The organism is Paenibacillus sp. G2S3, from assembly GCF_030123105.1.
Lineage (GTDB): Bacteria > Bacillota > Bacilli > Paenibacillales > Paenibacillaceae > Paenibacillus_AQ.
The window spans coordinates 1,301,568-1,317,046 of record NZ_CP126095.1 but is presented as its reverse complement, the minus strand read 5'-3'; the positions used below and the strand labels follow the sequence as shown (position 1 = coordinate 1,317,046).

Annotated in this window: 12 protein-coding genes; 8 read left to right on the top strand and 4 right to left on the bottom strand. The window is 44.1% G+C overall.

Annotated elements, in window-relative coordinates:
* Window positions 1-5 precede the first annotated feature (5 nt).
* The gene (locus QNH28_RS05790) at window positions 6-3,359 is read right to left on the bottom strand and encodes a DUF5107 domain-containing protein (RefSeq protein WP_283910558.1); all 3,354 of its coding nucleotides are present in this window, start codon (window positions 3,357-3,359) and stop codon (window positions 6-8) included.
* 174 nt (window positions 3,360-3,533) lie between these two features.
* Between QNH28_RS05790 and QNH28_RS05785 the strand changes: the two genes are divergently transcribed.
* Window positions 3,534-4,427, top strand: coding sequence for an AraC family transcriptional regulator (locus tag QNH28_RS05785; protein WP_283910557.1), 894 nt, complete (start codon window positions 3,534-3,536; stop codon window positions 4,425-4,427).
* A gap of 78 nt (window positions 4,428-4,505) precedes the next feature.
* On the opposite strand, the gene QNH28_RS05780 is transcribed toward QNH28_RS05785, so the two are convergent.
* The gene (locus tag QNH28_RS05780) at window positions 4,506-5,000 is read right to left on the bottom strand and encodes a DinB family protein (protein ID WP_283910556.1); all 495 of its coding nucleotides are present in this window, start codon (window positions 4,998-5,000) and stop codon (window positions 4,506-4,508) included.
* Between the two features lie 168 nt (window positions 5,001-5,168).
* On the opposite strand from QNH28_RS05780, the gene QNH28_RS05775 reads away from it, so the two are divergent.
* The 5 genes from QNH28_RS05775 to rsiV all read left to right on the top strand — a co-directional run bounded on the left by QNH28_RS05775 (window position 5,169) and on the right by rsiV (window position 10,440).
* A complete protein-coding gene (locus QNH28_RS05775) occupies window positions 5,169-5,732 on the top strand; it encodes a CGNR zinc finger domain-containing protein (RefSeq protein ID WP_283910555.1) in 564 nt (187 codons plus the stop codon).
* A gap of 94 nt (window positions 5,733-5,826) precedes the next feature.
* Window positions 5,827-6,930, top strand: coding sequence for a stalk domain-containing protein (locus QNH28_RS05770; RefSeq protein WP_283910554.1), 1,104 nt, complete (start codon window positions 5,827-5,829; stop codon window positions 6,928-6,930).
* Between the two features lie 190 nt (window positions 6,931-7,120).
* Window positions 7,121-8,995: an acyltransferase family protein gene (locus QNH28_RS05765; protein WP_283910553.1), complete on the top strand. Its 1,875-nt coding sequence runs from the start codon at window positions 7,121-7,123 to the stop codon at window positions 8,993-8,995.
* A 58-nt stretch (window positions 8,996-9,053) separates the two neighbouring features.
* A complete protein-coding gene (locus QNH28_RS05760) occupies window positions 9,054-9,560 on the top strand; it encodes an RNA polymerase sigma factor SigV (RefSeq protein ID WP_283910552.1) in 507 nt (168 codons plus the stop codon).
* 1 nt (window position 9,561) lies between these two features.
* The gene (gene rsiV / locus QNH28_RS05755) at window positions 9,562-10,440 is read left to right on the top strand and encodes an anti-sigma-V factor RsiV (RefSeq protein WP_283910551.1); all 879 of its coding nucleotides are present in this window, start codon (window positions 9,562-9,564) and stop codon (window positions 10,438-10,440) included.
* A 73-nt stretch (window positions 10,441-10,513) separates the two neighbouring features.
* Here rsiV and QNH28_RS05750 read toward each other — a convergent pair whose 3' ends face one another.
* Both QNH28_RS05750 and QNH28_RS05745 read right to left on the bottom strand, forming a co-directional pair.
* A complete protein-coding gene (locus QNH28_RS05750) occupies window positions 10,514-11,032 on the bottom strand; it encodes a GNAT family N-acetyltransferase (RefSeq protein ID WP_283910550.1) in 519 nt (172 codons plus the stop codon).
* Window positions 11,033-11,038: 6 nt separating this feature from the next.
* Entirely contained in the window at window positions 11,039-13,018 is a 1,980-nt protein-coding gene (locus QNH28_RS05745; protein WP_283910549.1) for a GTP-binding protein, read from the bottom strand.
* Window positions 13,019-13,194: 176 nt separating this feature from the next.
* Between QNH28_RS05745 and QNH28_RS05740 the strand changes: the two genes are divergently transcribed.
* Together QNH28_RS05740 and QNH28_RS05735 are read left to right on the top strand one after the other, a co-directional pair.
* A complete protein-coding gene (locus tag QNH28_RS05740) occupies window positions 13,195-13,986 on the top strand; it encodes an SDR family oxidoreductase (protein ID WP_283910548.1) in 792 nt (263 codons plus the stop codon).
* 85 nt (window positions 13,987-14,071) lie between these two features.
* Window positions 14,072-15,043 (top strand): S-layer homology domain-containing protein, encoded by a 972-nt coding sequence (locus QNH28_RS05735; RefSeq protein ID WP_283910547.1) that lies wholly within the window; start codon window positions 14,072-14,074, stop codon window positions 15,041-15,043.
* Window positions 15,044-15,479: the final 436 nt, after the last annotated feature.

Below are 15,479 nucleotides of genomic sequence, written 5' to 3'. Positions count from 1 at the left end.
GATTCCTAGCACAACGCCTTGTGAATTCGCGCGCCTTGATGGTTCGGCTCCAAGTGCAACGCTTGTTCAAAGCGTTCTTTCGCCTCCACCATTTTTCCTAAGCCTAATAAGCCTAGTCCCATCATGAACAAGCAATGAATTTGATTGCGTCTGTTCAGATCGTCCTCGAATACGAGGAAATCAGGTAATGATACGGCAAAATAGTCAATCTTCACATCATCAAAAAGATGTCTCTCTGCGAAATCAATCAGCTTATTAAAACGACGTTTCGCTTCCTTAGGATGATTCAGCTGTACCCATGCTAAGCCCTGATAGAAGATCATTTCTGGTGGCTGATCGTTGTAGTACATGGCGCTGGCCGGTTCCTCCATGCCTTGTGACGCAATCGCCCAGTGATGTGCAGCTTCCTCCGTCTTGCCTAATCCGTTATAAGCCACACCAAGCTCATAATACACATTATTCTCTTGCACACCATCGAGCTTACCTTCACCTAAATTCTCTGGATAATGAAGCGCACGTGTTAAGAATGCGATTGCTTCCTCATATCGGCCTTCCTGATTCGCCTGCTTGCTCAGTTCAACAAGCGCCAAAACATATTGTCCCGTGGCCTTCCCCTCTCCACCTTCCCATGGATGGAATTGACGTCGTAATAGAACAGACAAAGCCTCTTCATACTTGCTAAGCAAATTCAGTAGCGTCACATATTCAAGGTATAGATCATCCCGCTTCTCCACAAGATTCATATGCTGCTGTAGTCTTACCATACGCTCCTGGGACAAGACACCCATCTTCTTATGCAATTGGTCCAGCTCGTAGAATACTCTCGCATCATTCGTATTGCCCTGGAAAGCTTGTTCAAGTGACCGCAAGGAAGCCTTAGCATCATTCCGCTTATTGTAATAACCAAGCGCAAGATTACGATGAACAGTCGGGAAAGAATCATCAAGTGCCACGGACCGCTCCCAATGACGAATGGCATCGTCGGCACGTTTCTTGTCATAGAATAGATTTCCTAAGTAATAATGAGCTTTACTACCCTGCGGATTGCAGGCAATCGCGCTTTCTAATACTTGTAACTCAAACAAGCTGTTCGGGAAGCAATAGTCAGAGGATGCAGATTGAGCAAGTTGACGCTGCGCTGTTGCTTCTTCCTTATGACCCATTTTCTCGTATACATAAGCCAATGTGTAATGCACCATCGGATAGGTGGGTTCATTCGAGGCCATACGAAATTGCTCTAACACCTGTGCAGCTTCCGCGAACAAACCACTGCCTGCATAATCGGAAGCCAGATTTAAATAGTTATGCGCATCGTTTCGCATGAACTGTGCAAGCTTCATCTGAGCCTCAGCCGCTTCCTCTTGTCGCCCGAGCAATTTAAGCGTGAGCACTCTTTCATACGCTGCCCCGAAGTCCGCGATATCTAGCTTCAATGTCTCCTCTGCGAATATAATCGCCTCCGAATAACGTCCAAGCTTGCGTAAAAGTGCTGTTTTCACATGTCTTGATTTATAGTTTCTTGTGTTACGTACTAAAGCCCTTGTTGCGAGCTCCAACGCCTCTGTATATGCCCCACGTTCACAAGCAATTTGACTCAAAGCAAAGTATCCGCTGTCTTGGAATGCTGCAGACCATACCGCCTTGTAGAAGACAGCAAATGCTTCTTCCTTGCGATCCTGTAGTCGGAGTACTACACCAAGCTGATAGTACGCTTCACTATCATATGGATTCGGATTGCGCCAAGTCAGCGATTGTATAGCCGTACGGAAATGATTTTCCGCTTGCTTGAATAATCCTCGACGAAGCAGCAGCGTTCCATAAGCCACATTCAGTCGAATATCAGATGCATCTCTTCTTAAGCCTTCTTCATAATAATGCTCTGGCTCGAACGTGGCATGACGGTATTGCTCCAAGTGAACTCCAGCCAAATACAACTGCTCTGTGCTTTTTAATTCTTCCGGTAGTGGAAGTGGCTTGGCTGCATCTGGAACCTTTTCAATACTAGGCTTCGCTGGACGATAAGATATGAGGCTGTTTCCGTTCACATCAAATACCGTTACGATTAAGTGATGCGGCTGATCGGCTTCATCTAACGTAATGACGGATGTATAGGTTAATTCTGGAGAGAGCGTAACCGTATCCTTCACGTACGTTCTATGCTGACCTCGAAGTTCAATAACCGCATTCTCGAATACCGAAGTTCCATAGGCCATCACAGTTGCAGTCTGTAAAGTGTCATCCACCTCAAGATTGACGGCGGCATCAATAGAAGCATTTTTCACAACACCGATGTTCTTATATGGCATGAAATATTGCGTAAATGACTTCTCTTCATACGGCTGGAGCCAAGTGAAATCGGGTTGATTATCCGTAAATACCCCTGTCATTAATTCAATATAGGGTCCATCCTCATCGGTTAAATTACGGTCCCACGCTTGACCAAATTCGCCGTTCCCCCAAGTCCACTGCTTTTTACCCGGAGATACATGATGATTCGCTACGTGAAGCAGACCCGCTTTAAACCCATGATCATAGCCACCCACGAAATTATAATCGGATTTATACGCCATGTATGACGTAGGAACAGAAATATTTTTATAGCACGAAATATCTACACCTTCGGAATAGTCCATCTTGTAATACGTTCCTGTTGCAATAGGGAATCTGGACACATCACGCTTACCATGGTCGAATACGGCTGTGACATCCGGCGGAAACACCGATTGCGTATGGTCATTGACCGCAACCGCAGGGTTTGCCCACCATAAGAAGGTTTGTGGCTCCGAAGTTCGGTTGTATAGCTGAGCTGTAACTTCGAGATAGGCTTTTCCAGAATGCAGCGTGAAGCCCGTTGTGACCTTCGTTCCATACATCCGGTCAATTTCACTCACCCATACGGTTGCACTGCCATCTTCATTCTCCGTAATCACATGCTCCACAGGGCCAAACGTGTTCGGACGATGATGCTGTGGCCAGTTAAATTCAATCCCACCTGAAATCCATGGTCCTGCCAGACCAACAAGCGCAGGTTTAATCACGCGATTATAGTAAACAAAATCATAATTATTCGTCTTATCCAGAGCACGATAGATACGGCCGCCAATTTCAGGTAGGATCTCGATCCGTACATATTCATTCTCGAGCATTACCATCTGATACGATTTCATTTTTTTCTCATCCATAATTTTATCAACCACAGGATGTGGATATACTCGCCCCGAGCTGCCTTGATAGACTCGCTTCTCGAGGAACATTGGATTTTTATCGGGCTCACCGGTTTCATAGGTAGGAATTTCAACCCTTTCCTCCCATATGCGGACGCTGTTCGTTAAGATTGTAGAAGGCTCTTTCATACTCATTTTCGTTCTCTCCTCCTTCATGATATAGCTCTAATTTATCGTTGCATGCGCTTTTATACAATTGACGATAATCTGTAACTGATGGACAATATTCTTATCATAAAAATAATATCCCCCTTATAAATCGGCTGTTATTTTAGACAAATAAACTATGTTCTTATAAAGGAGGTTATCATGACAAACATCTCACTAAAGCCAGATGGCTTCGAGGAGCAGAAGCTTTTTGTGTTGCCCGACTTCATGATGAAGGAATTAGAGGAGAATCCGTTAACGAATTCCTTCTATGTGAGTGACATTGGCTGCTTCCCTAGCGCGAAATTCCATTATCGAGAGCGTCCACAAGGATGTGACTCGCATATTCTTATGTATTGTGTAGAGGGTGAAGGGTGGATGGAGAGTCATCACAATAAGCTGATCCAAATAAAAGCAAGACAATTAGCTGTCATTCCTGCCGGAACGCCTCATCGATATGGTGCTTCAAATGAGAATCCCTGGACCATCTACTGGATACATCTAAAAGGAACACATGCCGCTGCGTTGATTCAAACCTATGCCATGGACATAGAGCCGCTAACCTTCACACTGAACCTTCATACCCAATGGATCGAAGATTTCGAGCAATGTTATGCCCTGTTATCGGATAAGCCTTATGCCATGAGTAATCATATCTATGTGTCTCAGTGCATTCGTCATCTGATCAGCCATGTGGGATTGAGCAACATGAACTCTGAGCAAGATAAAAAGAACGAACGTTATCTTGAGCAAGCCATTCGCTACATGACGGATCGAATCAACAGCTCCATTTCACTCCCGGATGTAGCGAAGCATATGGGATTATCGAAGCAGCATCTAATTTATCTATTTAATCAAGAAACCGGGGTTCCTCCGATTGAATTCTATCTACGCCTCAAAATGCAGCGCGCCAGTCAACTGCTAGCATTAACCGATCTACATATTAAAGAAATCTCTAGTGCTATCGGGATTCAGGACCCCTACTACTTCTCTAGATTGTTCAAAAAAATAATGGGATGCTCGCCGACTCACTATCGAAGCACCCCAAAAGGTTAAAATCAAAAAAGCCACACGACCGCTGCACTAGGTAAACTAGTATAGTGGAGTGTGGCTTATATTTTTAATGTAGAGGTTCTAATTAAAACTACGGTTGGAAACCCAAGAACCTTGCAATTTACGAAGCATAATAATTTGTCCAGTATGGTAAGAATCATGCAGGATAAGACTCATTACCTCTTCCCCTGGGGCATGACCTGAACCACCCCAATCATATGCGCCTTCTTCCAATGCCTCAATGATTTCTCTAAGCGCAGCATGCACATCCTTTAGGTCTGCAACGGCTTTCGCCCATGCTTCTTCCCCTTGAGTTGTTACAGTAAAAGTAGCATCATTGCTCTCCGGATCAGGCTGCTTGGGTAATCCTTTCAGCTTTCGAAGCAATCGTACCTTATAGAACGTTAAATGGTTGACCGTCTCCCAGATGGAATTGACTGTACTCCCCTCTGGCTTCCAAAGTGCCTGTTTACTGTCCACACCTTCCAGTGCATCACTTAACGGCGGGGCCCAATCCTCGATATCCATGCAATAATCCCAATTTTGCAGCAGAACCTCACTGATTTTATTTTGCATGTTCAACCTCCTAATACTAACTAAATTATGTAACTACTTAAACCATCATATAGTGGTTACATTAGAAATGTAGCATATTTCCAGCGTTCAATCAAGTAACTAGCTAATCACAATTTTAACTGTTACAATCGTTGTAATCGAGAGTTGTGCGGAAAGGATGAACAGGACTTGTTGTGGGAGGATTTCATTAATAGTTACTGGCGGGATTGGCGAACAGGAGATAAAAATAAGGATCGGGATGAACTCGAAGATCCGGAGTGGATTGCGAAATGGCTGAAGAAGCATGCTCTGCTAGAAACACAGCTGCCGAATACGATAGAACTGGAACAGCTAAAGAAGCTTCGATCCCTACTATGGGACTGGGTACAGGCTATTGTACAAGGAAAATCGATGGATGGAGAAATGCTGAAGCAGCTCAATATCTATATGGACAAGGGTCCTGTTACGCGGCGAATGGTCTGGAAAAGTGCCGAGCAAGCGGAGATTTCATTATTGCCACTACATAGCGGTTGGGAGCAGGTGATGGCGGAGATAGCGGCGTCTTTTGCGGAGGCATTACTTGAAAAAGAACCTTCAAGATTCCGCATTTGCGATAATCCTGATTGTCTCTGGGTGTATTACGATGATACGCGCAACCGTTCTAAACGATACTGCGATGATAAAGCTTGTGGCAACCTCATGAAGGTGCGGCGGTTTCGGGCGCGGAAGAAGGCTGAACAGGGTTCGGATTAACTACCAATCAACTTTTATCCCCTCCCCCAAACTTTTCAACACTCCTCATACGTCTTGCTAGTAAGTGCGCTAATAACACACTTATTACAACAAAATGGAGCGTGAACAAACAATGAAAAAGAGTCCTTTTAACGTATTGAAGTTTGGTCTAGTCGGATTAACGGTTGTGGGAATAAGTGCTGGCATGTTACCAATTAATGGTAACGCTTTTGCTGATGCAGTGAACACGACTAAACCTGCAATCAATGCCCCGATTTCAGCTGTACCGATTTCCACCATCACTAACACTGGGATCCAAATCAAAGAAGTAATTCTTACATCTTCAACCGAGTACCTGAATACAAATATTAAAGTCCCTCAGATCGTAGGTATGTTGAACACTAAGGCTCAGGAAGAGATCAACAGTATCATTCTCTCTAATGCGCAGAAAGACCTTGCTCTTTGGGAAAAGGATGCAACTGAAGCAGCAGCAGACGCTAAAAAGGCTGGTTTCGAGTATCGTCCATATGAGCTATACATTATTTATGAATTAAAAGAAAATGGATCAGATAACTCTTCTGGAATAATCTCACTTGTCGTTACTTCTCAAGGTGAAACTGGTGGAACGGGTATGCCTCGTGTTGATACATACAATGTATTTAATACGAAACAAGCAAAGCGGATTGCCTTGTCAGATTTTTTTGGGGACGACTTCAAGGAGAAGTTGAATGCCGGTATCCTTGCGAAGATCAATGAGGAACCTGAGAACTATTTTGTAGAGGATTTCAAAGGGATCGACGAAGAACAAGGTTTTTATATTGAAAATGGTGAGGTTGTCATCCTCTTCCCTAAATATAGTATCGCTCCAGGCGCCATGGGAACTCCTGAATTTCGTTTCAGTACCCATATTACGAACAACCCGAAGCTCGATTTAAGCACAATAGCTACATTTAAGAATGCTAATGGGGTTTTAATGATGTCATTGCGAGATGTGGCGAATCGTTTAGGATATGAAATCAAGTGGAATCAAACATCACGCTCAGCTGAGTTAAAAAAAGGTGCACAGTGGACAAATGTTACCTTAGGTAAAGATTCTTACTTTTTTGCCAAAATGGCACCTGTCGCTTTAGGTACTGCTCCTATCCTAAAAAACGATACGATATACGTTCCGGTTAAAATGGTTACCGATATTTTACGTGTGGAAATTAAGAACGGCTAATTGGGCTAATGGCATTCCAGAATGATTTTTTGTTCTAGAATGCCTTTTTAAATTCATAGGCACTTGTGTGTACCGATTTCTGATCCATTCATGGCCACTCCTTTATTTACCAAGAGAAGTTAAGAACTTTTTTTAGTTAGTCATACGTCTTGCTGACATAAGACAACTCATGACGAAGGAATGAATTACCATGAAAGAAATCAAGGTTACACAACCGACTAACACTTTAGATCCTGACAATTCCAAGACTAGAAGGCGTTATATGCCGGGAATAGATGGACTTCGCGCACTCTCTGTGATCGCAGTTATCGCGTATCATCTCGACATCAATTGGGCTCCAGGAGGACTTATAGGGGTCGGAATATTCTTCGTTCTGTCAGGATATCTGATCACGGATCAAATCATCCAAAGGTGGAAGCAAGACCGACGGTTCGACCTTAAAGATTTCTGGATCAGACGAGCGCGACGGCTACTGCCTGCTATGTTTGTCATGCTTTTTGTCACTGCTATGTGGCTGCTGGTGTTCGATCGTTCACGATTAGCAGCATTACAAGGGGACTTTATATCTTCAACGTTATACTTCAATAACTGGTGGCTTATTTTTCATGATGTATCTTATTTCGAGAGCTTTGGACCTCCTTCTCCTATAGGTCATTTGTGGTCACTCGCCATTGAGGAACAGTTCTACTTCATTTGGCCATTGGTTATTATTGTAGGGTTACGCCTTGCACCTCAGCGAGGTAAACTCATTGTGATGTGTCTAACAGGGGCATTCCTCTCGGCACTTGCTATGGCGCTAATCTATCAACCTGGAGTTGACCCAAGCCGAGTCTATTATGGTACTGATACTCGAGCTTTTGCTCTACTGATTGGAGCCGCGCTCGCTCTAGCATGGCCGAGTCAAAATTTGACCGATAAGATTTCACGCAGATCTCGCTATATCCTTGACTTCAGTGGAGCAATCGGATTAATCACCCTCATTCTTATGATTTGGCGAACGAATGAGTACGGACAATTTCTTTATTATGGCGGCTTGGTTCTCGTGTCGATCCTTTCCGCAATTGTAATAGCAGTACTGGCACATCCAGCGAGCCGACTAGCTAAAATCATGGGCTGCAAGCCTTTACGTTGGATTGGCGTACGCTCCTATAGCATTTACATATGGCATTATCCAGTCATCATTCTAACTAATCCTACAGTAGATACAGGTGGGTTCGATGGTTTCCGTGTTCTTTTTCAGCTGGGAGTTAGCCTCCTATTAGCCTCACTTTCGTGGAAATATATCGAAGAACCCATTCGTCAAGGTTTGCTAGGAAAATGGTGTGCGCAATTAAGCACTCGTCTGCGATTTAAGATTCGACCCTTATTTATCTTTATTGCAGTCCCGTTAATCATATTGTCCATATCCTGCAGTAGCAACTTGGATACTAAGCTATCCGCTAATTCGAATACAGGCACTATTACTAATCCCGTTAAGAATGAACATAATGTCACACTAGTGCCCCCTCAAGATGTACCAACACCTGTGCCTGCACCAGTTCCAGTAGATCCACCGAAGAAGCCAGAACCTCAGCCTCACTTAGAAGAAGCAGGTAAAGGTGTTACTGCGATAGGTGATTCCGTAATCCTCGATGCTGCTCCTTATCTACAAGAGCTTCTGCCAGGCATTGTTATCGATGGTAAGGTCGGCAGACAGATGTCACAGGCACAAGAAGTGGTCGATAAACTTAGGGCGAAGGGGAAACTTGGCACTCGAGTGATCATTAATCTAGGCACGAACGGAGCTTTTAACTCCAATCAATTACGGAAATTACTTACTTCGCTTGAAGATGTTCAGCAAGTCGTACTGGTAAATACACGTGTACCGAAAAAATGGCAAAATACTGTGAATGCTTCGCTTAAGAAAGTGGCTTTAGAATTCCCCTATGCTATGGTTGTAGACTGGCATTCCTCAAGCGAAGGAAAGGATTCTTACTTCTATGAGGATGGCGTTCATCTAAAACGAGAAGGTGCTAAATCCTATGCCGCACTTGTAGCTAAAGCCGTACAAAAGGAGAATCAATGAGAATAGTAATCTAACAAGCTAAAGCTACGCAATATAAAAAGAGAAGGGTTTTACGAATATGCTTAAGAGGAATAAAGAGAAATTACTCACTCTTTGTATTACAGATAACAAGGAGAACATATACCGTCTAGCTTACAGCTATGTGAAGAACAAAGAGGATGCATTAGATGTTGTTCAGGAATCCATTTATAAAGCGCTCTCCTCTATAGGGTTACTAAAGAACCCAGAATCCATAAAGAGTTGGTTGTTTAGAATCGTAGTAACTACCTCTCTGGATTTTCTGAGGAAACATAAAAGAGTTCAACCTATAGATGATGAAGTACTCGACTTTTTTATCCCTGGTGCGGAAGACGTGTATCCAGATATTGATTTAGAAAGATCACTGGATGATCTCCCCCTTAAGTATCGAAATGTCATCGTCCTTAGATATATCGAGGATTTAAAGATCGAGGAAGTTGCGGAAGTATTAAATGAAAACGTCAATACAGTAAAGACTAGGCTATATCAAGCACTCCAGTTATTAAGAGTCAACATGCAGGAAGAATCCTCAAAGGAGATCAATTAGAATGGATAAGCAAATCAAAAAAATTATAGAAGATTATAACAAACTCCCTATTCCTGAGGAATTAGATTTCGTTGTAAGTAAAGCATTAAAAAAAAGGAAGATAAGAAGAATCCGTTACCAGTGGATTTCTGGAATTAGTGCGGCAGCTCTCTTTTTCGTGATTGGGATTAATGTCAATGTTAACATTGCCAACGCCTTCTCCGCTATTCCTGGTGTAGACAGTATTGTTAAAGTGCTAACTTTTAGAGAATACAAAGTGGATGAGCAGACCTATAACGCAGACATAAAGGTCCCCATCATTACTAACCTAGAGAATAAAGAGCTGGAATCGACTCTGAATGAAAAATATCTCGAAGAAAACAAAAAACTATATGATGAGTTTCAAGCAGAGACGGAGTCTTTAAAGCAATCCGGAGAGGGACATTTAGGGGTAGATACAGGCTTTGAGGTTAAAACGGACAATGCTGAGTTATTTGCTATTAGCAGATACGTGGTAAATACCGTAGGTTCATCGTCAACAACAGTGCAGCACGATACGATAGACAAGAAGAATCAAATCCTGCTAAGTCTGCCCATGTTATTTAAGGATGATCGATATATCAGTATCATAAGTGAAAATATTAAAGAACAGATGCGCTCCCAAATGAAAGCAGATGAGGAGATATTCTATTGGATTTCAACAGATGAACCCAATGAAGACCTTTTTTATCAATTTGAAAATATAGCTAAAGATCAAGATTTCTATATCAACGATAAGTACCAGCTGGTTATTTCCTTTAACAAATATGATGTGGCTCCAGGCTACATGGGCGTTAGAGAATTCATCATTCCAACAGATGTTATTGCAGATGCTCTGGTCAGCCGTACGTACATTAAATAAATCATTATGAGACTCATAAGGGGTATGCGTTATGTATCCCTTATGAGTCTTTTTTTGCGTAAAAAGCCATTAATCAAATCCCTATAACTCGAATGTCTTTCCATCCTATTTTTATTTCTTCTAATAACTCATCCCCTATCTTAACTTCTATACTTGAGATAGACTCTCCCCCAACGCTGTGGTAGAAATGAATCGCAGGATTGCCCACCAGCACCCAAGTCATGAATGAACTATAATTTTTCTCCAATAAGTTCTGTGCTACGCTTCTTATGAGCCGCTTCCCAAGACCTTTTCCTTGGTGTTCCTTAAGCAAATAAAGTGCGTAAAGCTCCCCATCGTAGAGATCCGGCTCTCTTCGCGCCCCTCCATTTGCAAAGCCAATGATCATCCCAGCCTCATCTTCAGCCACATACATAACCTCGTCTTTATTGGGATTTTCAAAATTCTCAATCCAGCGCTTACTTCTAGCTTCCACTGTGATTTTATCAAGAAACTCATCTGATATTAGTCCTTTATACGTGCTTTTCCAACTCATAGCATGGACGAAAGCGATCCCGTCTATATCACTAGCTGTTGCTTCTCTGATCTTCATTTTATCTCACCCCTGCAGCGCCTTTCGCACGCTTAATATATATTTCGCCTGATCCAGTGGGTTCACACCCCGGCGGGTGCGCTCTGCCGATACATCTGATGGACATTCTTCATAGCCGGCAAAAAAAGAAGTGAACGTACTACGCCCCTTCGTATAGGAGCTTAAAGTAACGGGATAATCAAGCGATGTTGCCAGCGGCAAACGCCCTTCGATGATCATCCGCTCGCCTTGCAGCACAGGTGGCTCGAAGGTGCCACGCATCTGTACGAGGTCGTTCATCACACGGCCACCATTCTCCTCAGGGACTACGATGCGAACCTGAAGAACCGGCTCCAGCAGCTTAGTGCCTACCCGGGCGAGTCCATCCATAATCCCTATTGGAGTCGCTACCGCAAAATCCAGTGGATGGGTATGCCATACATGATGCTGGCCCTCGATCAAAGTCACTTTAAGATCGGTAACCTCCCAGCCGTACAAGCCCTGTTGCAAGGCTTCTGGCACACGGCGTGCGGTCTCGCTCTGATATTGCGGCAGCAGATCGGAACTCCGAACTACCGAATCGTAGACTAAACCACTGCCAGGAGGTCCAGGCTCAATCTGAAACCGCAGAATCGCCCAGCACGGCTTCGGCATCGTATAGGCGATGAAGCCTTCTCCAGCAGAGGCTGGCGTTTCTTTATAAATGACAGATGGCTGACCAAAGGTAACCTTTAGGCCATACCGTTCCTCCAGAACACTGTTCAGAATCTCCAGCTGGATAGGCCCCATCACTTTGATATGCAGCTCCCGCTCATCCTGCAGCCACTGCGCATCCAAGAGCGGATCTTCATCTGCCAGCTCCTGCAATGCGCCAATAACCTTATGATCATCCATATCAGTTTCCCAGAATACACGTACCGTTAGTAGCGGCACAGCCAGCTTCGCTTCCTCTGGAATCGCCTCGGGATGGCCGAGCACATCTCCGATCCGCACCCCTGAAAGACCATAAATAACAGCGATATCTCCCGCTTCCAGTGCTCCTACATCTTCAGTACGTCCGCCCTCTACCTTGCGGATCTGGGTCACTTTCCCCTGAATATCCTGCGTATAGTTCAGCACCGTGTCGCGGTTACGGATCGTCCCTTCATAAAGACGGACAAACGCCATCCGCCCCATACTTTTATCACGCTGAATATTGTAGACAATGCCGGACACCGGACCCTCAACATTCCCACCAGCACGTGGAAAATACTCAACCATCGCGTCCAGCAATGCAGTAATGCCAAGCCCCTTGGCGGCAACGCCATAAACCATGGGAAAGAAGCGTCCTGAAGCGGAAGCTGTCTTCATATATTTTTTCCAAGCTGCAAGATCAATCGAACTACCTGACATATACGTCTCTAGCAGATCTTCATCCCGCTCAGCCAATGCCTCCAACAATTCAGTCTGTGCAGCAGGATCGGCATCGCTCCCCCACAAATCTATTGCACCTATGTACTCCTGCTCTTTCCCAGTGGGTTGCTGTACAGGAATGATATCACTAGATAAATAATTTCGCGCTTGCGCCAGCACAGCGTCAGGGTCTGCACCTATACGATCCATTTTGTTCATAAAAACAAGCGTCGGTATTCCCAGCTTCCGCAGCGCGTTCCAGATCATCTCACTTTGAGCCTGCACGCCCTCCACCGCAGACAAAATTAGCACTGCACAGTCCATTACTCGCAAAGACCGCTCAACCTCGGACAGAAAATCGACATGTCCCGGTGTATCGACGAGGTTGATCTGCACACCTTTCCATTTAAAAGAAGCTAATGCCGCCCGCACGGATATCCCACGCTGCCGCTCCACATCCATAGAATCCGTCATTGCTGTCCCACTGTCTACGCTGCCGAGCGCTCGAATGCGACCGCTTTCATACAAAATATGCTCTGTTGTAGTCGTCTTCCCGGCATCCACATGGGCAAATATCCCCACATTAATCCGTTCTGCTCCCTGCTGCTGAATCATCTATAGTTCCCCTATCATGAGCTAGATTGATCAAAATTTATATTATTTGCATTCTTATATTCCATAGTAATATATCCCTCCTTGTTGTTCCACCCTCCTACTAAATTGGTTAAATTCAGCTATGCCGGGTATGTAATTACTAAGTAAGAAGTCTAACGCCAAGGAGGAAATTCATCATGTTAGATCAACGTTTGCAAAATAAAGTTGCAGTAGTCACAGGCGCAGGGTCCGGTATTGGAAAAGCTACAGCCATAAGGTTTGCTCAGCACGGAGCTAAGGTATATATGCTTGACCGCACACCTGAGGAATCCTATGAAACTAAACGTGAAATTGAATCCATTGGAGGAATAGCTACAGTTATTGAATGCGATGTTTCCAATCCAGGTCTGGTCGAAGAAAGTATCCGTAAGGTTGCGGATGAAGCTCAGAAGATTGATATTATTTTTGCTAATGCTGGCATTAATGGTACATGGGCTCCCATCGAAACATTAGAAATCGAAGATTGGGACCAGACGCTAGATACCAACCTACGCAGTACCTTTGCCACAGTAAAATATGCGATCCCCCATATGAAAGAAAATGGCGGCAGCATCATTATCACTAGCTCCATTAACGGCAACCGAGTGTTCTCGAACATCGGCGCTGCTGCGTACTCCTCTTCCAAGGCTGGACAAGTCGCTTTTATGAAAATGGCTGCGCTAGAGCTGGCACAATACGGTATCCGCGTAAATGCGGTATGTCCTGGATCGATCGACACTCAAATTGGGGATAATACGGATAAGAGCGATGATCTTCAAGAAGTAAAGATTCCTGTAGAATTTCCGGAAGGCAATCATCCACTGGAAAATGCGCCCGGTAAACCTGAACAAGTAGCCAATCTGGTATTATTTCTCGCATCGGATGAATCTTTTCATGTGACAGGAACTGAGATTTATGTAGATGGTGCCGAATCGCTCCTGCGCGGATAACGTTTTATTCGAATCATTATAATATTTTAAATTCTATGCAACATTTTGGTCTAAACTACCATCTAAGAGTATGGAGGTGACGCAAATGAAAAAAACATTATTCATAAATAACGCTAAAAAAATGACTATAGCCTGCGGCATTTTGGCAGCGAGTGTGTCTTTTGGGGCATCCGCTTTTGCTTTTTCAGATTTGAAAGGTGATCCTGCGGAAGCAAAAATCAACTCTTTGCATAAAGAGGGGATTATAAACGGAGTAGACAAAGATAAATTTGCTCCTAAATCTAAGGTAAGCTTTGCGCAAGGGATACAATTCATCGTTGGGGGTCTGAATCTGACTCCGAAGCCAGCGGCGGGTAGTAGTTCTTCCAAAGCCAGTGATTATTTTGATAAAGTGAACGACAAATCCTGGTATGCTTCGGCCTTCCTGACTGCCAAACAAAATGGCCTTTCACTCGATCGGACTGTGGACCCTAACGGAACCATCACCCGTGCTCAGTTCGCTCACTTATTGACACAAGCACTGCAAAGTAAAGGTAACTTCCCGGTTACGCTGATGTATGTGGACATTAAAGATGGCGATAAACTCTCTACAGAGGTTATAAATAGCCTCCAGATCCTGTTGAATACACATATTGCTACACTCGATAAGAATGGTAATTTCCGGCCAAATGATGCCATTACCCGCTCGGAAGCAGCCGCTCTGACCTATGATGCAGCCGCTTTTGCCAAACGTGTAATTACGTCAAATGACAGCCCAACTACTCCAACCTACGAAACAGAGGTTACACTGACCAAAGCGGGTGAAGGCGTAAACAAAGCTACGCTGACCGTTAATAATCTACCTAACCCTGGATATGGGCTAGTGATTGAGCGAATCGAATTTGGAAAAGACAATACGGCTGTGATTTACTTTAACGTGACAGCTCCTGAACCAGGGAAAATGTACGCACAGGTGATCACAAAAGCATCTGTTACCACGTATCTGCCAGAGGGATATAAAGCGATCGCTAAATCGGTATCCGGATCTACATCTTATTCTTCTAGCGCTACGCAATAAATGCTCCGGACTCGATTCTTATGAAACGAATCAAACGAAGGTGCCCCAAAAGCCGTGAAATGGCTTCTGAGGCACCTTCGTTTTTTTGGGACCTTCCCCTTGTTCAAAATCCACTCTCTTTGTTTGACTTCGTAGTTTTTGGGCGAATGCAGCAGTTATCGGACACAAATGACCTTATTCGCAGCAAAATCGCATATTTGAACTACTAATGGTCTCCATAGTCGCTATTGGCATAAAAAACACTCATTATGAGCCTATTTCTATGGAATAGCTGCACTGGGGTCCGAAACTGTGCTCCAAAGGCTAAAAACATGTAAATAACGTCATCTGGGTCCTTAAGCCTCTGCGGATGTGGTAGATTGGTGAATGCTACTGATGCGGTAGATTTGGTGAATGCAGAAGACGCAGTGGATGTTGTGAATAGCGGATAGGACTA